General features: G+C 42.2%; 22 protein-coding genes and 1 riboswitch. Of the genes, 4 read left to right on the forward strand and 18 right to left on the reverse strand.

The features are described 5' to 3' along the window. The first annotated feature begins 76 nt into the window (after nt 1–76). Nucleotides 77–1,321 carry an MFS transporter gene (locus tag HGG78_RS13880; RefSeq protein WP_053311475.1) on the forward strand — a complete coding sequence of 415 codons (1,245 nt, stop codon included), beginning with the start codon at nt 77–79 and terminating at the stop codon, nt 1,319–1,321. Between the two features lie 10 nt (nt 1,322–1,331). Here the strand turns inward: HGG78_RS13880 and HGG78_RS13885 are convergent, their stop codons facing one another. From HGG78_RS13885 to hppD, 11 genes are all read right to left on the reverse strand, one after another. Then, the gene (locus tag HGG78_RS13885; protein WP_053311474.1) at nt 1,332–2,045 is read right to left on the reverse strand and encodes a siderophore ferric iron reductase; all 714 of its coding nucleotides are present in this window, start codon (nt 2,043–2,045) and stop codon (nt 1,332–1,334) included. A 123-nt stretch (nt 2,046–2,168) separates the two neighbouring features. Further along, nucleotides 2,169–3,353 (reverse strand): tetratricopeptide repeat protein, encoded by a 1,185-nt coding sequence (locus HGG78_RS13890; RefSeq protein ID WP_053311473.1) that lies wholly within the window; start codon nt 3,351–3,353, stop codon nt 2,169–2,171. Beyond that, nucleotides 3,350–3,970 carry an energy transducer TonB gene (locus HGG78_RS13895; RefSeq protein WP_053311472.1) on the reverse strand — a complete coding sequence of 207 codons (621 nt, stop codon included), beginning with the start codon at nt 3,968–3,970 and terminating at the stop codon, nt 3,350–3,352. Before HGG78_RS13895 ends, HGG78_RS13890 begins: the two co-directional genes overlap by 4 nt. Beyond that, nucleotides 3,970–4,374 (reverse strand): ExbD/TolR family protein, encoded by a 405-nt coding sequence (locus HGG78_RS13900; protein ID WP_053311471.1) that lies wholly within the window; start codon nt 4,372–4,374, stop codon nt 3,970–3,972. The genes HGG78_RS13895 and HGG78_RS13900 overlap by 1 nt, the downstream gene beginning before the upstream one ends. Next, on the reverse strand, nt 4,371–4,907 hold the full coding sequence (locus HGG78_RS13905; RefSeq protein ID WP_172533243.1) for a MotA/TolQ/ExbB proton channel family protein: 537 nt from the start codon (nt 4,905–4,907) through the stop codon (nt 4,371–4,373). Before HGG78_RS13905 ends, HGG78_RS13900 begins: the two co-directional genes overlap by 4 nt. Beyond that, nucleotides 4,907–6,259 carry a MotA/TolQ/ExbB proton channel family protein gene (locus HGG78_RS13910; RefSeq protein ID WP_172533244.1) on the reverse strand — a complete coding sequence of 451 codons (1,353 nt, stop codon included), beginning with the start codon at nt 6,257–6,259 and terminating at the stop codon, nt 4,907–4,909. The genes HGG78_RS13905 and HGG78_RS13910 overlap by 1 nt, the downstream gene beginning before the upstream one ends. 1 nt (nt 6,260) lies before the next feature. Then, a complete protein-coding gene (locus HGG78_RS13915; RefSeq protein WP_172533245.1) occupies nt 6,261–7,028 on the reverse strand; it encodes a DUF3450 domain-containing protein in 768 nt (255 codons plus the stop codon). Nucleotides 7,029–7,212: 184 nt separating this feature from the next. Then, nucleotides 7,213–7,863 (reverse strand): maleylacetoacetate isomerase, encoded by a 651-nt coding sequence (gene maiA / locus HGG78_RS13920; protein ID WP_171981555.1) that lies wholly within the window; start codon nt 7,861–7,863, stop codon nt 7,213–7,215. Beyond that, nucleotides 7,863–8,873 (reverse strand): fumarylacetoacetate hydrolase family protein, encoded by a 1,011-nt coding sequence (locus HGG78_RS13925; protein ID WP_172533246.1) that lies wholly within the window; start codon nt 8,871–8,873, stop codon nt 7,863–7,865. The genes maiA and HGG78_RS13925 overlap by 1 nt, the downstream gene beginning before the upstream one ends. Nucleotides 8,874–8,882: 9 nt before the next feature. Continuing rightward, nucleotides 8,883–10,019, reverse strand: a complete 1,137-nt coding sequence (locus HGG78_RS13930) for a homogentisate 1,2-dioxygenase (protein WP_172533247.1) — start codon at nt 10,017–10,019, stop codon at nt 8,883–8,885. Then, nucleotides 10,012–11,085 carry a 4-hydroxyphenylpyruvate dioxygenase gene (gene hppD, locus HGG78_RS13935; RefSeq protein ID WP_172533248.1) on the reverse strand — a complete coding sequence of 358 codons (1,074 nt, stop codon included), beginning with the start codon at nt 11,083–11,085 and terminating at the stop codon, nt 10,012–10,014. The genes HGG78_RS13930 and hppD overlap by 8 nt, the downstream gene beginning before the upstream one ends. A gap of 481 nt (nt 11,086–11,566) precedes the next feature. Here hppD and HGG78_RS13940 point away from each other — a divergent pair, with 481 nt between their 5' ends. Then, nucleotides 11,567–13,087, forward strand: coding sequence for an EAL domain-containing protein (locus HGG78_RS13940; protein WP_172533249.1), 1,521 nt, complete (start codon nt 11,567–11,569; stop codon nt 13,085–13,087). Nucleotides 13,088–13,228: 141 nt separating this feature from the next. Beyond that, nucleotides 13,229–14,335 carry a M20/M25/M40 family metallo-hydrolase gene (locus HGG78_RS13945; RefSeq protein WP_172533250.1) on the forward strand — a complete coding sequence of 369 codons (1,107 nt, stop codon included), beginning with the start codon at nt 13,229–13,231 and terminating at the stop codon, nt 14,333–14,335. Nucleotides 14,336–14,395: 60 nt separating this feature from the next. Here the strand turns inward: HGG78_RS13945 and HGG78_RS13950 are convergent, their stop codons facing one another. Together HGG78_RS13950 and HGG78_RS13955 are read right to left on the reverse strand one after the other, a co-directional pair. After that, nucleotides 14,396–15,130 carry a hypothetical protein gene (locus HGG78_RS13950; RefSeq protein WP_053311461.1) on the reverse strand — a complete coding sequence of 245 codons (735 nt, stop codon included), beginning with the start codon at nt 15,128–15,130 and terminating at the stop codon, nt 14,396–14,398. A 21-nt stretch (nt 15,131–15,151) separates the two neighbouring features. Next, nucleotides 15,152–15,310 carry a hypothetical protein gene (locus tag HGG78_RS13955; protein WP_168522127.1) on the reverse strand — a complete coding sequence of 53 codons (159 nt, stop codon included), beginning with the start codon at nt 15,308–15,310 and terminating at the stop codon, nt 15,152–15,154. 366 nt (nt 15,311–15,676) lie between these two features. Then, nucleotides 15,677–15,771, forward strand: a riboswitch (glycine riboswitch). Between the two features lie 105 nt (nt 15,772–15,876). Here HGG78_RS13955 and HGG78_RS13960 point away from each other — a divergent pair. Then, complete coding sequence (locus tag HGG78_RS13960) at nt 15,877–17,256, forward strand: alanine/glycine:cation symporter family protein (RefSeq protein WP_172533251.1); 1,380 nt, start codon at nt 15,877–15,879, stop codon at nt 17,254–17,256. Between the two features lie 328 nt (nt 17,257–17,584). Here the strand turns inward: HGG78_RS13960 and HGG78_RS13965 are convergent, their stop codons facing one another. The 5 genes from HGG78_RS13965 to HGG78_RS13985 form a co-directional block, all read right to left on the reverse strand. Further along, nucleotides 17,585–18,226 (reverse strand): LysE family translocator, encoded by a 642-nt coding sequence (locus tag HGG78_RS13965; protein WP_171981498.1) that lies wholly within the window; start codon nt 18,224–18,226, stop codon nt 17,585–17,587. A gap of 183 nt (nt 18,227–18,409) precedes the next feature. Then, nucleotides 18,410–19,147, reverse strand: coding sequence for a DUF2931 family protein (locus tag HGG78_RS13970; protein ID WP_172533252.1), 738 nt, complete (start codon nt 19,145–19,147; stop codon nt 18,410–18,412). Nucleotide 19,148: 1 nt separating this feature from the next. Beyond that, a complete protein-coding gene (locus HGG78_RS13975; protein WP_172533253.1) occupies nt 19,149–21,290 on the reverse strand; it encodes a phospholipase effector Tle1 domain-containing protein in 2,142 nt (713 codons plus the stop codon). Further along, nucleotides 21,287–22,084, reverse strand: a complete 798-nt coding sequence (locus HGG78_RS13980) for a DUF4123 domain-containing protein (RefSeq protein ID WP_254068219.1) — start codon at nt 22,082–22,084, stop codon at nt 21,287–21,289. The genes HGG78_RS13975 and HGG78_RS13980 overlap by 4 nt, the downstream gene beginning before the upstream one ends. Further along, on the reverse strand, nt 22,084–22,607 hold a 524-nt coding region (locus HGG78_RS13985), incomplete at its 5' end, for a bacteriophage T4 gp5 trimerisation domain-containing protein (RefSeq protein ID WP_422108888.1). The genes HGG78_RS13980 and HGG78_RS13985, both read right to left, overlap by 1 nt.

Consider the following 22,607-nt stretch of genomic DNA (forward strand, 5'->3'; position numbering starts at 1 on the left):
CTTAATGATAATGGTTTTCACAATCATTTATTATCAGTAGGATGTAGCATACATTCCCCACGCTTTGTTGTTAGAGATGAATAAACTACTTGGAAGAAAAAACGCCTCGACATTTGAGTTAACAGCCATTGCATTCGTCGCCGCCCTAATGGGAGTTGGGCAGAATGGATTATTAGTCTCCCTTCCCTTTTTGGTTGAACATTCTGCATTTAACTTACCAACATGGTCGATTGTCATCGCTATTGGCAGTTTTTTATTCCTGCCTTCTGCGCCATTTTGGGGCCGATATAGTGACGCTCATGGTCCCAAAAACGTCGTATTACAAGCACTACTAGGGATGAGTATCAGTTTTCTACTATTGTTATTTTTTACTGCAATGAGCCGTTCATTCATAGTAGATACCAATGTTTCTGATTGGTATTGGTTAGCTGGGTTAGTCATAGCTCGGGTGATATATGGCTGTACAGTGTCGGGAATGGTGCCTGCAAGTCAGCACTGGGCTATTTTGTTATGCGGACAACAAAACCGCTTACAGGCAATTACTTCGGTCAGTATCGGCCTAAGTGCTGGTCGCTTAATTGGACCGCTCATTGCGATCGGGGCTTTAAAAATTCATGTATTTGCCCCTTTAGCGGGGATGATTCTCTTTCCGATGATCGCTTTAGTGGTCGCACTCTACTTACCCACACCACTAACAGACACTAGTACGAGGCATTCTAAAGGTTCATCTTCACCTTGGTTACCACAACGCCAACTATGGCCATATCTGCTGTCTGGCTTACTTTTGTGCGCAGTGATCGCTTTGCTGCAATACAGTTTTTCCCCGCTAATACTCAGCATAACGGATTGGTCAATTGCTAAAGTAAGCGATGTGATCGGGATTTTATTAACCATCAGCGCAGCATTTACATTGGCTACGCAAGTTCTGGTGATCAAAAAGAAAAAGATGTCACTGCACCGAATGTATCAAACTGGTGCATTATTACTGTTCATTGGCTTGGGACTGTTTCTATTGCCTTACATTGAATTTTTCGCTCTCGCAATGGCGATATCAGCGATTGGAGCAGCTCTGCTTGTTCCAGCATACACTACCTTCGCCACTCAATGTGATGAAAGCCGTCCTGGAGCTGTGGCGGGATACATTGCTATGTCTCATACCCTTGGTTATGGTCTGGCTTCCTTACTGGCTTACTTAGCGATGTACTCTGCGCACTATCCTATATTTGTTTGTATCGGTTTTTCTGTATTGATCTTGTTACTGAGCATTCGACCATCCGTTCAGTTATCCTCCCCTTCGGCTAGCAACAAAACTGTTCATTGAGACATCCGACTTAATTATCTCGACGCAATCGAGGGCAGTCTGAACAGAGGCTTCTGCCCTCGCATTTATACACTAGACAGCAGCTTGTACGAATTAGCTGCAAGGGCGTGTTTTTATCTTTCACTTGTAAACTCGATAAGTGCTTTTTAGGAAGATTACACACCTCTAACCATTGTACTGCTTGTTCTATGATCTGTTCATTGCTGTAGCCCGGATTAGTACTTTGTAACTTCACTAAACAATTGAGTAGACCATCTGCCAATAAGTGACGCGTAAAACCAGGACGGATCCGCACCCATGGATCCATCTGTTGGCGATACGTTTCAAATAACGACGTGAGTTGCTGACCCGCTTGCTCAATCAATAGTGATTGTGATCCGTGAATGAACTCTGTGCGATGAAAATGAAAGCCGGAAATAAACTTAGGTTGTGTAAACTGCGTCATATTGTAAATGTCAGGCAACGCATTCAAACGATAAATGGACAAGAAACAAAGATAGACGGGCTGCCAGCAGAGAAGATCCCATGTTCGAGTTAACCAGTACGCTGCCCCCCCTTCAGGGCTAGATTGAGCAAGCTCGTTATATAACTGCTGGATGAGAACGCTATTATCCTTATTAACTTGAATAGATTCCACATGCTGGGGAAAATCAGTATACCCCCGAAGGTAGGGAGTAATTTGGTTTGCATCTTGAAAAAGTTGTGTGACTAGTGATTGACTCATGGTACGAACAAATAATGAAAAGGGATTAAATCATAAAGCGCGCCACAAACCAATGCAAATAGTTATCATTAACGATTTTTCAATACAAAAACTTGTGAATCATCAACAGATACTCCACGCCTCTTAAGACTGAATGGACTTATCTTTTTTGATTTGTTGTAACTGAGTCAAAAACTTGATCCATCCTTTGGCCGCTTGTGAAGGCTGAATAATTTCTGCTTGCTTCGCTTGGTACAGCGCCGTATCCAGTTGATTGAGTTTATACAGCGCTTGTACACGAACTAATGCAACATCAGCCTGCTTCTCTTTTGTTGTGATCTTATCTAGCGCTACTAATGCTTGGTTGTATTGCCCTTGTTGGTTATACAGCAATGCAACTTGCCAAAAGTACTTATTATCAAATTGAGCGGCAATCAACCAAGTTTCTATGGCACTTTGCCATTCTCTGGCTTGTTGCCAATACGTTGCTTGCTCTGTGATTAATGACACATCGCTATTGATATCAGGCAGAGTTTGCATCGTTTTCGCGGCACGTTCTGGAATGCCATTTTGCGCATAAAGTTGCGCTAATAGATGTGTATCTTTCTCTGATAATTCAACACCTTGTAGTTTGGCTAGCGCTAAACTATTAAGCGCTTGGCGTCGCTGATCTAAACGCAGGTGCAATCCTACTAATTGACGCCACCAATTTGATTTATTCGGCTCCAAAGCAATCAAATTTTTCAGAGTTGGAATAGCCTCTTTCCATTGTTCAAGCTGAAGTTGCGCCCCAAGCTTAAGAGAGAGTGGCGTTTTGCTATTCATTGCGGCTAGGTTTTGATATTGAACTAACGCCTTTAGTACCTTACGCCATTGCGCTAATTGGTAATGAGTCTGAGCAATACGCAACCATAATTGTGGCGCGCTTTGTGCGTCTGGAGTATTTTTAACTAATTGATAATAATGTGGTAGTGCTTGCTCAAATTGACCTTCATTAACATATAAATCAGCCAACATACGCTCGGTTGTCCACGTTTGTTGGTCGTTAAGTTCACCACTTTCAACCGCATATTTTATTTGTGAAATAGCTTGCTGTGTCTGGTTATTTTGCCAATAAAAAACGCCTAACATACGCGCGATAAAAGCTTTGTCGTAGCTTCTCGAACTCTCTAAATGGCGCAGTTCATCTATCGCTTGTATCAGCTTTTCTTGTTGTGCAAGTTGCTGCGCTTTTTGTACTTTTATCGCTGTTATGGGGCTTAATTCACTGGCATTTAGGGCTAGCGATACAATAAACAACGGCAAGCTAATGAAAAGTCGTTTTATCATTTGGCGATTTTAAACTCCACCGTTACAGTTTGCCCATTTTGTGATATGGCTTGTCCATCGACAATTTGCGGCTGATATTTCCATTTTTTCACTGCTTGTATCGCTTCCCGCTCAAACATCCTCACTGGCTTTGCTTCCACGACTTTAATATTGGTCGCTTTGCCCATCTCATCGATGGTAAAGCTCAGCGTAACAAACCCTTCTACACTACGTTTAAGCGCCTTGGCTGGATAAACAGGCTCAACACGATACAGCGGCATTGCCTGTTGATTAGTGCCAAAGTCACCGAAAGTAGGCGCACTAATTGCGACTCCATTCATTACGGTATCTAGCCCTAACGCAGGCAATGCGTTAGCGGCTAACGTTTCAACTGCTACCGTTTGGGCCTGTGTTACGGGTGATTGTGGTGGTGGCTCTGGTAGTTGTAATGGCTCTGGTAAGCTACGTTGACGACGTTGAAGATCCTGCTCTTGCTCAACCATAATCATAGTAAAGCTGAGCGCTTGAGCACTTTCAGTAACCCGTTGATGGCCGTTATCTATCATCCATGACATAAAACTGAATAATGCTAGCGAGATGATGCCAGCAAAAGGCAATGCAATGAATAATCGTAGCATCAGCGTTTTTCCGCAGCCAATGCGATGTTTTTCACTCCAGCCCCTTTTGCCGCGTCCATGACCTTAACAACCGTGCCATTGTAAGCATGTTCGTCAGCTTGAATAACCAGTGAAGCATCTGGCTGCTCTAATAGCAGGTGCTCTAATGTCGCTTCAACTCGCTCTGCATCAATCAGACGTTTATCAATATAGATATCATTTGCCGCATTAATTGCGACGAAAATCCCCGCGTCTTTTTGACTCACCGCATGCGAAGCTTGCGGTCGATTCACTTCAACGCCAGATTCTCGAACAAATGAACTGGTAACAATAAAGAAAATCAACATAATAAAAACAATATCGAGCATCGAGGTTAAATCGATTTGCGCTTCATCATTTTTTTGGTGGCGTCTGCCTAATCTCATCGCAAACTCCTTAATGATTTTTCTAATTTTAGTTCAAGCAGATGGCACGCTTTTGCTAAACGAGCGTGAACAAATACGCCTGCTAATGCTGCAACCATACCAGCCATAGTTGGTAACGTGGCCAATGAAATACCCGAAGCCATTAATTTAGGATCACTACTGCCTTGGTTTGCCATAACATCAAACACCGAAATCATCCCAGTAACGGTACCAAGCAAACCAAGCATTGGGCATAGAGTGGCAAGCAGTTTTATCATATTGAGATTTTGGCGCAGTAGGCATTGTGCTTGCCCTAGCCACCCATCGCGAATGGCGTGGGCATACCATGAATGGTGATCGACTCGCTGATGCCATTCAGCTAACCACGTTTTACGAAGTTTGGGAAAAGCAAACATTATAAACAGCACTCGCTCAACAATAAGTAGCCAATACAAAACCACCACGCCCGCTAACCACCAAAGTACGACACCGCCTTGTTGCATAAATTGCTGCAATGTCACAAGCCAATCATTGGCTAACAAAGCACTTGGCATTACGCTGCAACCTCGGCTGCGGCAGGATTAACAGACAAGCAGTCTTGCTCCGCTTGCTCTGCAACCAAACCAATACCTTGTTTTTCCAATATAGTGCGAATGTTTTCAGCCTGAGAGCTCAAGATATTGTGTGCCAACAGCAATGGCATCGCCGCGATCAAACCAAGCACAGTCGTTACTAGTGCCATAGAAATGCCTCCAGCCATCACTTTCGGATCACCATTACCAAACTGAGTGATCACCTGGAAGGTTTCAATCATTCCTGTCACGGTTCCCAGCAATCCGAGCATAGGAGCAATCGCTGCCAACAATTTAAGCATCGATAAACCTTGTTCAAGATGAGCTTGCTCGTCGACTACCGCTTCTAATAGACGAAGTTCTAACGCTTCTACACTACGATTTTGTTCTTTGTTATAGACAGTTAGTACTCGACCCAAGGGGTTATCGCCAATTTTCTGTGGATCTTTTAATTGCGCTTTGATCTTATGATGAGTCATGAACAACACCGAACCACGATAAAGCGCAATCAGCAGCCCGATCACTAACAGTGCTAAAATAATATTACCCACAGCTCCACCAGCTTGTAAGCGTTCCATCAATGTCGGCACTTGCGCGAGTTGCTCTAGCATCACGCCACGCGATGGATCCACCATCAACATTTGTACATGACTGCCTGCCATGTGGGTCAAGGTAGGGGTATTTTCGGGTTGTTTAGCGTAGCTTGTCACCACCTGTTTATCACTATTCCATTTCATATAACCTTGCTCTGATACAAGGCCAAAGGCCCCGATGCGATAAGCTGGAATGGATTTGGTGACACCGTCACCATCAATAAAATCAACGTCAACACGACTAAGCTCACCACTTGCGATGATCTGCTCGTTAAAACTGCGCCACAATCCGGTCAATTGTGTCATCGAAGGTAATGATTTTGCCGCAACAATTTCATCAACTTGTGCTGTGTGCTGATGCCGATCAACAGCGGTAATGGATTGCTGCAACTCGCTACTCAATGATTTGGCATTTTGACGTACCACACCAAATAACTCGCCCAAACTACCTGTTTCTAAACGTAACTGCTCTTCTAATCTAGCTAAGGTGTTTTCGTTATCACCAAACTGTTTACTGAGCAGGTCAGCCTGTGCTTGCAGTGCCTTACGTTGAGTTTCTAAGTCCTGCTTAATCGCACGCAATTGTTGCTCTGTCTGTTTAAAACTCGCTTCTCGCTGAATATTATGAGTTTGCTGCTTGTGGTTTTCCTGTTTAGCACTAGCCACTAACTCAGCATTAGCAAAAGCATGTAATGAAAGCAGAGCAAAAACGAGCGAAGAAATTTTTAATAACTTGTTCATTTTATTGCTCCTGTTTCTGGTTAAGTGAAACAGGCACCGTCATTAAGTTTGGTGTTATCAGGCTGCTTGCCATTTTGAATGCATAATCTAACTCACTGTATGCGTTTGTATCCACTGAATTCCACTGTTGAGACTGTTGATCCCAAGCCCAATAATGTTTGCCATTGAAGCTTCTCGCTACCAAAGATATACGCCCAACGTATAAAATATCAGCTTCAATAGTTTCAGCGGAATTCAAAGTGATCGAACCTTGGTAAGCACCAAGTTTAGTCCCGTAATCAATTTCAATTTGGTAAGCCTCAAGAATTCGACGATATTTTTCAGCGTCACTGACATCGGCTCTGGTCATCATCGTTTGAAGTTTTTCTATGCGTTCCAAACGTTGTCCACGTTTTAGTGGTCGATCACTTTCAACGATAACGCGCAACCCATCAATCATTTTGTACATCAAAGGGACTATCCCCTGACGTGTTAGTTTTATTTCTTCAATTTGATGAGCAAGACTTTGAGTTTCTTGATTTTGGCTTTCAACCAATGACGCTAAATGATTACGGTAGATGGTGATGTTTTTTACATCTTCTTTAAGTTGATCAATTTCAGCTTGCAGTTGCAAAGCCTGTTGTGAACTGTGATTAATACTCTGCTGACTAAGGGCAGACATTGAGTTGGTGCTATTTTGAATTGCGTTAGCATCGCTGAACGTTGAAGCATTTGCGCCGAGCAAGCTTGTGGTTGCGACAAAGAGCAAACTTATTTTAAAAGGATTCATAGACGTTATTTATTACCATCAAAGCAGTGCGTGCAATCTTATTGATAAAAGCTCTCATTATCAACAAGAATTGCATTCTAGCGATCTTTTACCATTCAAACAACAGTATACCGCGCTAACTTCTTCAGCAGGTTATAAAAGTCTATTTTTGGAAGTGAAGCTAGCCCAATATCAGGCTAGTTTATTAGATTTCCGCATCAGGCTGATTTTCAGGTTCTGCTGCTATAAAAGCAGGATGAGCTCTAAGATTGGCGGTTATGCGCTCAATGTTAGGGAACTGGCTAATATCAAGACTAAACCGTTCAGCGTTATACACTTGGGGAACTAAACAGACATCGACGAGGCTTATTTGATCACCAACGCAATGAGTCCCCGCCACTTGTGCCAATTTCTTCTCTAATCCGTGAAAACCTGTCTGGATCCAGTGCCTATACCAATCACTTTTCTGCGATTCACTCACGCCCAATTCACTGGTTAAATACTGCAACACCCGCAAATTATTAAGCGGATGAATATCTATAGTAATATCTTGAGCCAGTGATTTAACCAGATATTTTTCTTTGCCAGACTCAGGGATTAAACGAATGTCAGGATACACATCATCGAGATATTCGATAATTGTTAGCGATTGGTTGATACATAGTTCGCCATCTGCAAGTACTGGGATCAATTCGCTAGGGTTAAGCGCACTGAACTCCGGAGAATGCTGAACTCCACCACTTTTGACAAGGTGAATCGGAACTGGCTTGTAGGTTAATTTTTTCAAATTAAGCGCAATTCTTACTCGATACGCAGCCGAAGAACGCCAGTATCCATACAATTTTATGTCTGCCATTAATATTTCACCACTTTCTGTTCTATGCTGCCAAACAAGCTATTGCCATGTTTATCTCGCATTTCTAATTTGATGGTGTCACCAAATTTCATAAACTCCGTGCTCGGTTTACCATCTCGAATTGTTTCAATCATCCGTACTTCGGCAATGCAGGAGTAACCAACCCCACCCTCTTCAATAGAGGTTCCGTAGTCCGTTCCTTGCTTGTTCGATACTGTACCAGAACCGATGATCGTACCTGAACAGAGTGGACGAGTTTTTGCCGCGTGGGCGATCAATTGTGGAAATTCAAAGGTCATATCAACGCCTGCATTAGGACAACCAAATGCACGACCATTATAAGTAGAAAGTAGAGGTAAATTGAGCTTGCCCCCGTCCCAATGTTCTGCCAATTCATCGGGCGTGACAGCTACCGGTGAAAACGCAGATGACGGCTTCGATTGGAAGAAACCAAAACCTTTGGCCAATTCTTGAGGAATTAATCCCCGCAGCGACACATCATTCACCAGCATTACTAAGCGGATAGCCTGGGCCGACTCGTCTGCTGTCGCACCCATCGGCACATCGTCTGTAATCACAGCGACCTCGGCTTCAAAGTCTATTCCCCACTCTTCACTAACCATTTTAATCTCATCACACGGGCCTAAAAATGCATCTGAACCGCCCTGATACATCAGTGGGTCACTCCAAAAACTGTCTGGGATCTCAGCACCACGTGCTTTCCTGACTAACTCCACGTGATTGACGTACGCCGAACCGTCGGCCCATTGGTAAGCACGTGGAAGCGGCGAATGGCACAAGGTTTGATCAAATGTCACTTCATGCGGTAATTGCCCCTCATTTAAGGCGGCGTAAACTTGGTTCAACATCGGTTCAACCTGATGCCAATGGTCTAATGCTTGTTGCAAATTCTCTGCAATTTCGGGCACCGCAACACATTTGGTTAAGCTTTTATTAACCACAACCAACTGACCGTCTCGCGTATTATTTTTTAGCGTCGCTAATTTCATGTTATCTCCCTACTCTTGCGTCGTTTTCCAACTGTAGACATAGTGCTTATTTTCCACTAGCTGCGCTGCGTCACTAAATTGCAATGCATGACGAGTATCAATCATCACCGCGACTTCGTCTGTGAATTTTTTCTTATATTCTTGCCCTGCTTTAAACGCTTTCGGATGCGGTCCATGCGTAAACCCTGCCGGATGAAACGTAACCATACCTGCTTCAATATTGTCGCGACTGAAAAAATCACCAGCGTGATAAAACAGCACTTCATCGTAGTCATCATTGTTATGGTAAAACGGCACCTTCAATGCTCCGGGGTCACTTTCAATCGGACGCGGAACAAATGTACATACCACAAAACCTTGTCCAACGAAGGTCGTGTGGGCGGATGGAGGTAAATGGTAGCGGTGCGACATTAAGGGACGAATATCTCGCCAATTCAGTTTGACTACCGCGAGATCACCATGCCAGCCAATGGCATCTAAAGGATTAAATGGATAAGTAATCACGCTCACTTTTTCGTGACGCTTTAGCTCTACTTGCGTGCTCTGCTCTGAATACTGAGCTCTGAACTGCTCATTGATTGAAGGGACTTCTAACACCGCCGGGTCAAAGATTGCATGATTTCCGACCAGTCCTTTTTCTGGCAGAGAATACGCTGCATCGGTATTTTCTATCATCAGAATAAACATTGGTTCGCTCGGAGCTAAACGCCAATTAGTGCCACGAGGGATCACAACATAGTCCCCTTCGGTGACATTTAAATGCCCATAGTCACAATATAAATCCGCTTTACCTTGATGGATGAAAAGCAGTTCATCACCATCAGCGTTACGAACTAGATGGGTCATGGCTTGTGCTACTTTCCAGACACGCACTTTGCAGTTGGCGTTGTGTAAAAGATGGGGCACAGCCCAAGGAGAAGATTGTTTGGCCTGTTCGACATGGTTAAAGTTGAATGCTCTTGGTCTCAACTCACCTTGCCATTCAACCCACCCAGTCGGAGCATGTTGATGATGAAAATGTGCCGCCGGACCAAAAAAGCCACTGCGTCCGGCTTCTCTTTCGTATATTGCCTGTTGCGGAAAATCGGCGTGCGCTTGTTTAGAGCACGCCCCTTCTCGATGAGGGAATGTGATCCATTTATGCATCGCTTAGTACTCCTCGGCGAATTTGGTCTTCTTCAATCGATTCAAACAGTGCTTTGAAATTCCCTTCCCCAAATCCTTCATTACCTTTACGTTGAATGATTTCAAAAAAGACCGGACCAATGACGGTTTGAGTAAAGATTTGCAACAAGATGCCATCTTTCATTGGTGCGCCATCAATCAAAATACGCAGATCTTGCAACTGTTCAACATCTTCTTGGTGCCCTTCGACCCGCTCATTGACTTTCTCATAATAGGTATCTGGGGTTGGCATGAAATCCATACCACGTTCACGCAGTGTGTTCACGGTGGCGTAAATATCATCTGTCGCTAACGCAATATGCTGAATACCTTCACCATTATATTCGCGGATAAATTCTTCTATCTGTGATTTATCGTCTGAAGATTCGTTAATGGGAATGCGGATTTTGCCACATGGAGCCGTCATTGCTCGACTCACTAACCCTGTCAGCTTACCTTCAATATCGAAATAACGGATTTCTCTGAAATTACCAATACGCTCATAGAAACCAGACCACACATCCATGTGCCCCTGTTTTACATTATGCGTTAAGTGGTCTATTTCATATAAGCCAACATTCGCGGTTGCTACGCGCTCACCGGCATCGGGGTAAAATTTGAAATCCACATCGTAAATACTTTGGCTGCCATAGCGATCCACAAAATAGAGTAAGCTGTCGCCAATTCCGTAAATAGCTGGAATACTGAGCTCCATTGGCCCAATCTGAGTTTTGTATTCTTTGCCACCATTGGCTAACGCATGTTCCATCGCAAGGCTAGCATCTGCAACACGAAATGCCATACCACAAACTGAAGGTCCATGCTCACGAGCAAATGACTCAGCTTGACTATGCGGTTGAGCGTTAACAATGAAATTGATGTCTCCTTGGCGGTATAGCCAAGCCTCTTTGGAGCGATGCTTTGCTATTTCGGCAAAGCCTAATGACATAAATAGCGCTTTTAATTGCTTGATCCCTGCTTGGTTTGCGGCTGTATATTCCACAAACTCAAAACCATCAGTCCCTAGTGGGTTATAGGTTGCTGCCATCTTTTCTACTCCTTCAGAGCACAAGCGTTACCATGCTTTAAAAATTTATCTATGTTTTGATAAGCTATTTAAAGAAAATTACGCAATTTTTGGCAAAAAGGAATAACTGAACGGAAAATGGTGCAGCTACCTCATCCGCCACAAAATGTAATCAAATTGTTACACTGAAAGGGTGGGCATCCACAAGGATTATGATGCTCAGGGAAAATATGATGCACGCCAATATAAAACTCTTAAATACAAATAGTTAAATTAAATTAACTCTATAATAAAAAGCTAGCCAACTATGAGAGATAGAGTATTCTAATAATTACAATGTAACATTATTACTACAATCACGATAATTAGTGCAATAACTCTATTAAGAATAATCCTACAGTGTAATTGTTGTGTTAATTCTCTCAATAGTGTCTATTAATGCAGCGCTATATCTTTATACTGCGACTCCTTTTTATAAACAGATAGGTAGAAAATTTAACTTATGCTCAAAAGATTCACAGATAGCCAACGAAGACTGATCACAAAAGCGTTTGCTGTTTTAATACTACCAGTCCCTATCGTTTTTTCTGTGGCGTATCAAGTTAACCTAAAAGCTATCAATAACAATTTAGAGACGATTGGCACCTCTTATGTAAAGCGGATAGAGCACCTCATTGATGATTTGAAAGAAAATAATTATCAAGCGCTCTATCGCACCAATAACTGCGCTCAGATTCAAAATAACTTTCTTTTTGAGAGCAACTTAAGGGAGATGCTAATTGTCGAAAATCAAACCATCACCTGCTCTTCAAAACGTGGGGTTAGGCACACCGATATCAGTCATCGCGTATCGGCGAGTGGCTTGAATGCAAGGGAATTCTTATTTGACCTAGACGGTGATCCTGATAATCGCACCTTAATTGTGGTCGATGTAGACAAAAACAATCCGCAACGTGGTGCTGTGTCCATTATGGATAGGCATTATGTTTCTGCTCGCTTGGGACATGGATCTGATAAGCGTATAAAAAAGATTGTTGTGAAGTTAGGTGAACTTTACTACCCAGAAAATAAAAAGTTTGTCAGTCAAAATCCAAGTCAAATTGTAAAATCAAGCCGTTACGATTTTTCCCTAATGGTTGAAGCTAGTTCTGATTTTGTTGATTCAAGGGTTATTTTTAGTTTCCTCAGCGCAATTCCGGTCTCTTTGGCAATATCAATATTGATTTTCATCTTTTTCCAATGGTTTAGTAAACGAAATTCGTTAGTTGATGATTTAAAAAGAGCACTAACCAATAAAGAGTTGTTTTTAATGTATCAACCAATCATTTCTAGTGACGATCATTCTATTATCGGTGCAGAAGCTTTGATTCGTTGGGTGCATCCAAGCCTTGGATTTATTCGACCAGATACCTTTATTCCTTTAGCCGAAGAGCATGGGTTAATCAATCAAATTACCGACTACGTGATTGAACATGCTTTTGAAGATTGGAAAATGATCACTATCCAAGATAAGTTCCACCTTGGGGTCAATGTTCCTCCTTCATACCTTCTCAATGACCTTTGTTTACAACGGCTTGAACAATATGGTCGAGCTTTTAAGGATATCAATATTAATTTTGATATCGAAATCACCGAAAGACAGTTATTGAATGAACAAGGGCAAAAAGCCATAGAAGAGGTCCGAAAATTAGGTATTCAAGTTTTCATCGATGATTTTGGTACCGGACATACCACTCTTTCCGTGTTGCAAAATATCACTTTTGATTGCCTAAAGATCGATAAATGTTTTGTCGATACGATTGGACTACAATCGGTTAACGCCCCCGTATTGAATGCCATTATCGACCTCGCGCATAGCTTAAATATCGCCATTATTGCTGAAGGTGTCGAGACAGAAGAACAAGCCCGTTACTTGGCGTCAAAAGGGGTACAATTTCAGCAAGGCTACTATTTTCATCGCCCATTGATACTTGCCGATATTCATTTAAAGATGGGTCAACAGAATCTCATACAAAGAAGTTAGCGATTTAGCCAATATAGATAAACCCAGCCAATATCAGTGATTAAACGGTTTGATTTTATCGGTATTTTTTGATTTACCTCAGAACCTTGTTCCTGCAACACGGGATAAGGTATCGCTTCTGTTCCCTACAAGGTAAAAACAATGAATTCTATAAACGAGCAACGTTTGGTTGAGCACTTTTTTGAATTGATCCAAATTGATAGTGAATCCGGTAATGAAAAGCAAATTGCTGAAACCTTAGCTGCACAACTTGAAGAGCTAGGCTTTACCGTTCATAAACTTGCAGTACCAGAGCAAGTCTCTAATGGTTTCAACATTTATGCTCGTCTAGAAGGCCAGATAAACGATAGTGTGGTATTAAGCTGCCATATGGATACCGTAAAGCCAGGCATAAATATTACGCCAATTATCGACAATGGTATCATTCGCTCTCAAGGCGATACCATTTTAGGTGGCGATGATAAATCAGGTATTGCTGCTATTATCGAGGCCATTCGCTGTATTCAAGCTGAAAATCTGCAGCACAAAACTATTGAAACTGCCTTTACGGTTCATGAAGAAGGTGGTCTTCAAGGCTCAAAACAATTCGATATGACGAACATTCAATCAACGAAAGCCATTGTGTTAGATACTGGCGGTCCAATCGGCACTATAGTAAAAGCCGCACCAGGCCAACAAAAGATTGTAGCGACAATCAAAGGCAAACCTGCTCATGCAGGCCTTGCTCCTGAAGAAGGGATCAGCGCGATCATGGTTGCCGCTGACGCTATTACTCAAATGAAGTTGTTACGCATTGATGAAGAAACCACAGCCAACATCGGTATTGTTCAAGGTGGTGGCGCAACCAATATTGTTATGCCAGACATTAAAATTGTCGCAGAAGCGCGTTCATTGAATGATGACAAACTGAGCCAACAAGTTGAACACATGGTTTCAACTTTCCAAGCGACGGCAGATAAACACGGTGCACAAGTCGAGATTGAATCAACACGCGCTTATAACGCCTTTGTTTTGGATGAAGATCATCCGCACATTGTAGCAATCAAAAACACCTTCCATTCTATTGATATTGAACCTAAAACGAAGCGTACTGGCGGCGGTAGTGACGCCAACAACTTCAACGAAAAAGGGTTAACAACAGTCAATCTTTCTACTGGCATGGCAAAAGTTCATACTACTGAAGAGTACATTGCAGTTGCTGATATGGTTAAAATAGCCCAGTTCGTGAAAGCGTACTTAACGGCATAAAACAAAAAGCGCCTCTATTTTCGGAGGCGCTTTTCTTTATACATAGACAAAAAATTAAACTTACAAGCCGATACCTTCTGTTAAAACTTTTATCTGCTCTAGGTCCATGCGGTGTACTTGTATCATTTGGTCAATTTGACTGATACGAGAATTCGCAGCATCTTGCTTATCACAAGCATCTGATTTCGCATCCCAAGATTTACCTTCCAAGTAAGCGTCACAGTCAGACTTCAGTAACTTCAACTTTGGAGTAATGGTCTGTTTCTCTTTCTCTAGCGCTTCAAGCTCTTGTTTAATTTTTAGCTCACGTTGGAAAAGTTCACGTGAACGTTCAAACATGGTCGCTTGCATATCCGCCTGGCGATTGAGCTTACTATTGCTTTGAGCAACCTCTACTAGCTTTTCTTTCTCATCATTGAGTTTCACCTGTAGCAACTTATTTTCTGATTCCAGTTTTTTATATTTTTCTTGGAATTGATTCAATTGTTCTTGATGCTGTGAATTCTGTTCATCCAATGCTCGTTGTATTTTAGTCTCAACTTCAGCGTCAACTTCTGCCACTTTCAATTCTACCGTTTCAACTAATTGTGTACGGTCTTCATTGAGCTGCTGATATTTTTCTTCCAATTGACTATAGCTTTTTTGCCATTTATTAGTGGTGATACTTGAACCTATCAGGCCGCCTAGTGCCAAGCCTAATACTCCCGCCAATGCGAGATAAACGTAAGTGCGTTTATCTCGTTCTTCAATGACTACTACATCCTCTTGTTCGTCAATGTCAGTATGTTTATCCACTCTTTTACTCCTCTATAAACATCAGCGGGTTAATTCAGCAATTACAATTGAAGCGGTGTAGATTACAAAAGCAGACAGTAAGGTAATAACAACACCTTTCTGCAATTTTTCATTAGTGCGAAAACGCACTAAAATGAACGCCAAAGCGATCAATACAACGATGGTTATTAGTCGTGTCATAGCACTATTCCTCCAGCGTATTTTATACCATTTATAGCATGTCAAAGGTCAGAGAAAAGTAGAACAATCGACAAGTTGCGTAAACTTTCACCTTAATCGCTTTTCATTGTTACTCATTGGATAAATCGATTGGACAACAATTCACCGATCAATATAAAAATGAGACTAAAGCCACAATTTATCTTGTTTTGCAAACTTCTTTATGTAACATATCGTGCCTTGACGGTAAGCATTGCTTGCCGTCAGTTCCGATGAAGACTGCAGGAGAGAGGTTAGTTCATTCTTAACTGAATGAACTAACCCACCGAAGAAGTAAATCTTTCAGGTGCTAATGTTCTATTTACAGAACAAGCGAGGACTGTAGTTGGAGGAACCTCTGGAGAGAACCGTTGAATCGGTCGCCGAAGGAGCAAACCCTATCATAGGGTGAAACTCTCAGGCAAAAGGACAGAGGAGTGGAAAGCTATAATTTTAAATAGTTATTGTCTATTCAATACCTATCGTGTTCTATTTGATCACTACCCTTTCCCTCTTCTCCTTAACTGTTGTTTTATTAAGGGGAATTCATGAACAACCTGCAATCTATACTTGAAACTGTTGATAGCTTTATTTGGGGACCACCACTTCTTATTTTATTAGTAGGTACTGGTGTCTATTTTACCTTTCGTTTGGGACTTATTCAGTTTCGTCACCTGCCAACGGCACTAAAAATGGTCTTTAGCAAAGATAAGTCATCGGATAAACAAGGTGATGTATCAAGCTTTGCTGCACTTTGCACAGCATTATCCGCTACTATCGGTACTGGTAATATTGTTGGTGTCGCAACCGCAATTAAGCTAGGCGGTCCGGGCGCACTGTTTTGGATGTGGCTGGCGGCACTATTTGGTATGGCAACAAAATATGCAGAATGCTTGCTCGCGGTAAAATATCGTAAAGTCGATGACAAAGGGCAAATGGTTGGCGGCCCAATGTACTATTTACAATATGGTGTTGGTTCGAAAACACTAGCAGTTCTATTTGCTCTGTTTGCAATTGGCGTGGCTTGCTTTGGTATCGGCACTTTCCCGCAAGTAAACGCCATTTTGGACGCCACTGAAATCTCATTTGGTGTATCTCGCGAAATTTCAGCTGTAGTTCTGACGCTTTTAGTCGCCTTTGTCACCGTTGGTGGTATTAAATCGATTGCTAACGTGGCAGGTAAAATCGTACCGGCAATGGCATTATTCTATATTGTTGCCTGCTTAAGTGTAATCGTGAGTAATAGTGATAAGCTGCTAGATGCAGTCAGCCTTGTCATTACTTCTGCATTTACCTCAACCGCTGCAACTGGTGGTTTTTTAGGGGCAAGCATCATGCTTGCTATACAATCAGGTATCGCGCGCGGTGTCTTTTCAAATGAATCAGGACTTGGCAGTGCGCCAATGGCTGCTGCCGCTGCGAAAACAGACTCTTGTGTAAAACAGGGGTTAATTTCGATGACGGGTACGTTCTTTGACACCATTATCATCTGTACGATGACAGGCCTTGCATTAATACTTACCGGAGCATGGCAAAGCGATTTTTCTGGTGCAGCGATGACCACTTACGCATTTGCTGTTGGTTTAAATGCTCAAACATTAGGACCAATGCTTGTCTCTATCGGTTTGATGTTTTTTGCTTTCACTACGATTTTGGGCTGGAACTACTATGGTGAACGTTGCGTGGTATTCCTATTCGGCACAAAAGCGGTTTTGCCTTATAAAGTGATATTTATCGGTTTAGTTGCATCTGGCGCTTTCTTGCATCTGGATATGATTTGGATCATTGCAGATATCGTTAACGGGTTAATGGCCATTCCAAATCTCATTGGTTTAATTGCCTTACGCCACGTCGTGATGGAAGAAACGAAACTGTTCTTTGAAAAACAACCTTCAAACGCTGTGAATACCGTTCAGACACAATATTAAATCGACACCGCAGATAGGTATTCAACAGCCCTATCTGCGGTTTAATGACATGTGTTTTTGCTTACGTATCTGTTTATCTAAGCAAGAGTGGGACCAATTTAAAACTGCTAAAATAATGATTGCAGTAGGCACTCCAAGATCTAACGCTATCCCTTCAAGAAACAGCAACACACACACCAAAACAACCGCACAAATAAGTAAAATATTCACATCATCTCCCACAATTTCCTACCGAGTAGCGCATGCGGGTATTTATACTTCATATTTAAGGACGTTATTTCAGGGAAATGTCAGCGCAAATCCATTGGGAAAAAACCTACAATTTTATTTATTGAATTGTTTCTTTCTCAAGTAACAATTTGAGACCCAGGCCGATAAGTACAACACCGGTTGTGCCTTCCATCCATTTCATAAAGGATGCATTTTTAAGTAGATTCTTTGCAGAGCTTAGTGCACCCGCTAACCCACATTGCCAAACCATGGCAATAACAAAGTGAACAGCGGCCATAAATAATGACTGAAATAATGGAGAAGACTCTGGATTAATAAACTGAGGTAAAAATGCTAAATAGAATACCGCTGTTTTAGGGTTAAGCACATTCGATAGAAAGCCCTCACGCAATGAACGAGAGAGTTTGAGCTCGCCGTGAGAAACGGTGGAGATATTCATCCCTTGCCCATTTTTTAACAGAGCTTTTAAGCTAGAAAGCCCTAGCCAAATCAAATAAGCAGCACCGATCATTTTCACGAAATGAAATAGCTCCGCGGATTGTGCCAATATCGCTGAAATACCTACAGCCGAAAACGTGGCATGAACGAAAAGACCGCCGCAGATGCCTAAACTAGTGACGCATCCATCACTAAAACCGGCGCGAGAGGTATTACGAATAACCAATGCGGTGTCTAGCCCTGGTGTTAAGGTTAAGATGGTAATGGCAATTAAAAATGCCTCAAAGTTTTGGATATACATACCTATCCCTGTATGAAAAATAATGCGGTCAGTTGTTCTTTTTATACCTGAGCATTTGATTGATGTCTTTAAGAGTTTTGCAGCAGATAAGAAAAAACCCGATAAAATCGGGCTGTTTCCGTGTCTAATGATGACTGCAACAACATCACCAGAGCAGATTTTTATCCAGCAAGTAATTTACTTTCAATTCAATTGGATAATTTTTTCACTCGAGTACACCTTATTCACTTTATCCCAAGGAATCGGGTCAATTGATACACCTGCGTCTTTTGCGCGTTGTTGTATATCATTTACTAAAGAACCCTGTTTATATCTTTCTTCATCAAACCCATTACTATCACGATCCAATATTCTATCCGGTCCCAGCTCAGCTAAATAGATGATTTCACCACAGCCTCTTAGCCAAACCTTGGCTTGTCCATTGGGCAGTAAACCGAACACGAATTCGGTGCGATAACAAACATTACCCAATGAACCATCTCGATTTTGGTAAAGACTTTTTCTTGCCATCAAACTTTTAACGTCTTCAGATACAGTATATTTGGTCACGTAAAACTGAGTATTAATAAGTGAAACCCAATACAAATAAAGAGTATCGGGTGGTAGCTTAATTCGCATTACCTGATCACCTCGTCGATTCATTGCGAAGGGATGTATTGGTAATCCAAAACCATCATAGTCAGGAAGTTCTTTTTTGATATTTTCAAATGCACTGATCCTCATAAACTGAGAAAATGTATGTAAAGGGGATGTCCAATCTTGCGCATCGTTCACCCCATAGGCTTGAGTAACACTGACAGGATAAAAAGTGGGCATAGAGATACTGACACTCCATGGCGTCTCCGGTATCGACCCAGCATACGATGAGCAAGCATTCAACAATGCCGTAATTAGCAAAACAGATATACTTTTCAAATACATTCTACTTTCCTTTTTCGCATGGGTAGCTGGCGCGCTTATAGCAACCTTGACTTTCATCCCAAAGCGGTTTAAGTGCAAAACTATCATCTGACGAGTGGTGAAATACGTTTAACTGCATCAACTCTTGTTTACGTTTTTCATCAAACTCACTCTCTAACTTGGCATACTGTCCTTGCTTTGCCATATCCAGTACTTTTTGATTGAAAGCCTTAAAGCTGGCAGCTAAACCGTTTATGGTTAGCTCTGGAAAATCTCTTACTGTGTAATAAATCGCATAAGGATCCGGAACATGCCAAATCTTGCCATCATAATCCTCAAGAGGAACACCATGAAACTCAGCTAGACCATACATTAATCTGAGGTATAAACGAGAGAGTTCACCTTCCACTTTTCGCTGTATGTAAAGGCGACCGACCACTCTTCCGCCCTCTTTTTTACCATGATTAATACACTCAATTTCTGGCTCTACATAGTCACTCTCCTGCCAACCAGTGGCTAAATCACGCTGTTTATACTCAGCCAGCTTTCTTCTCACGTATTGCTCGGCGCGATCCTTATCCCAGCGGTCAGAGAAAGAGCGGCTCGCACGCTTCACCAACTTTTTTTCTAAGATCGGCAAGAGATAATCACTCTTGTTGTAGCTCAGGCGTGAATGGTAACCACCACCAATATCGGAATGGGCTCCAGGAAGGACAAATTCATGAAAATGCGCCACCGAATCCACGGAGTTAAGATGGTTAAGGCTAAAGTTATAGCGGCACTCAATGGTAGGATCGGCGGTTAAGTGAACAGCACGTCGAACGCGCTGAGGATCAAGCCATAACCTCACATCACCGTTATCATGATGAGTTGAAAAATCAAAAGAGAGTAGGTCAACCACAGAAGCGACGGTATCAAATAGGCCTGCAAAAGTAATCTCACAGTTGGCTTTAGCCTCATCCGCTTCATTCCAATCAAACCCATAAGCTAAAGGAATACCGATCTTTTGGCACGCCTTGCTAAACGCCTGAGCAAACTCGCCCTGCTCGCCATCCAAAACCACATTAATAAAATGTCTTGCAGCAGCAGCTCCACGACTAAAGCCGAACACATCAAACTGCAACTTATTAAAACCGTCAACGATATTCGACTGTGCGTTAGCAAAGGTAGATTTCAGTTCCATAATTGACGTTGAAAGCTGATCTATAGAAGTACTAACTTTAGCAGTCACACCATATTTACCTATCCCAGCCCCCTGCCCAAAAATTTCCGATTCATCAGCCGGAGCAATATTTGTACTATTCCCCGTACCAATTCCGGTCATATATTCAGAAAGAAAATAGGTTTCTTTATCGTTCGAGAATTCTTTATCTATATAGCGTTCAAACAACTTCTGTACATTAGTTAGCTCATTAGTGGCGCTGCCTGCCACTGTCTCTACTTCGCCTTCATCATTTTTAAATAAAGAGATAAAAAAATTGTCTTTTTTAGGATAATCAAAACACTCACTCGATAAGTGAGTAGCAGGAATGTCGTTTTTAAGCCGCCCTGTTTTTCTGTAAATAATGTCGCAATCAACGTTGTATTTCATTTTCCATGTTTGATAGTAATTCTCTAACTGAGTTTTCCCCCACTGCGCACTGTAGCTATTATTGGCCGTACCATCAAAAAACATACCTACGCGCAATGTAATAAAGTTAAATCCTCTCACTTTAAGAATATAACTTTTATCTGTCAGTAAATTACAAGCATCCGCTTGGCCTTTTTGGTGCCTTACGGGTAGAGCTTGTTCTGGCGTTAATTCGGTTAGATCGCCAGTGGTTACACTTAGAAAACTAGCACTATTCCCTAAATGGTCTTGGTATTGCTTGGCAAAATCCAAAGTAGGGTCGGCTTCATTATTGGGTGTTCTCAGTTTGCCCTGAGACTCTCTTAACCATTGTTCAGCATCAAGAGTCAGCGTCACCGGGCCAGGGGCAAGCGTTTTCAGCAAGATAGGCGCTTCACCTAATACGACGGGAAATTCATGCTTTGCCGAGTCAGTAATAATACCAGTGACTCCTTTAAATGGCTTATTGAACTCATCACGGATGATAATTTCAATCCAATGCGTTCGATTTTCACACGGTGCGCAGAAAGGGCTAACTCCTGTCGTACTTCTCATTGCCAGCTCTCCTTAATGGCTTTTAATTCTTTGAGTTCATCCGATGTTAAATGTAAATAGTGAGACAAATCATCAAGCGCGGTATCGGTCGCAGTGACGATCGCAACTAACGCATGCTGCTCTGCAACATCGTGGTCATGCTGCTTGTCTAATGCTGATTGCAGAGCGGCGAGTATTATCTGCTGCGGTGCTTCCAAGAGTTGTAAAAGATGCGGCAGTAGCTCCCACAAACGCCTTTCTAAAGAATGGGCATGAACATTTACATTGTACAAAGGCGCTAGGTGATGAGGTAACATCTTCCACCAGCTTTCCTGCTTGAGCGTAAATTCCGCGCGTGATGTATTGGTAAAGGTAATGAGAGCGTCTTCTTCATGGTGATCAATCACCACTAATTGATTAATATTGCCTAAAAATTGATTTATCTCGGCCTCATCCATCGCGCCTAACATGGGAAGAATTACTTCACAGTCATAAAAGCGAAACAACACTTCTTCACCATCCAACGCCGCTATCAATAAACTTCTCAGGTGGGCGATAACGCCATTTTCTGATAGCCGGCTAGAAAGCCCTAAACCTTGGTTAACCATTTTATTTGGCAACTGTAAAATAGAGGCTGATACAGGAATTAGCCACGGTGACAGTGACATCACAGAGTCAAACATCGCACCATAAAACACAGGTATGGCACCATCAAATCCAAAACCACCATTTTGCGCTACAGCAAGCTTGTGAAGTTTATGATCGACCAACCAATATTGATGTTCTGGCTGTTCTTCAAACCACGATTTCAACATTAGGCATCTCCTGCTAATGGACATACTTTTACGGCTGGCATTCGCGCTTCTTCAGATCGCAATAGAGCTTGGTAAGAGATAGTTTGTGGTGGTGCTGGTGACTTTTGCAGTTCAAGTTCACCGGGTAATAACGGTAAATCACCACTAAAACCACTGCCATTGCCAGCACTTCCGCCTGAGTTTAAATTAACGCCCACCCCAGAAAGATGGACACCAGCAGGATCCACTTTCACAAAACTTCCACCAGCTTTTACCGTAATTTCAGAGCCCGCTTCTATGACAACTTTTTGCCCAGCTTTAATATGGATTTCATCACCCGCTTCATTAACCCATACTTGGCCCGACTTTACATGTAAGGAACCATTAATGATCAACGTTCGGTTTCCTTGAACGGCTTCGCGGCTTTCGCCCTCGACCGTTAGGTGTTGGTTATTTTTGATATGGCTAAACTGGTCATTATCCACCGTCAGGTGACTATCGTGTTTGATGTGACTGGTGGCGTCATTGAGCACCAGTGCTTCAT

The sequence above is a fragment of the Vibrio aestuarianus genome, from assembly GCF_012395185.1.
GTDB classification, from domain to species: Bacteria; Pseudomonadota; Gammaproteobacteria; order Enterobacterales; family Vibrionaceae; genus Vibrio; species Vibrio aestuarianus.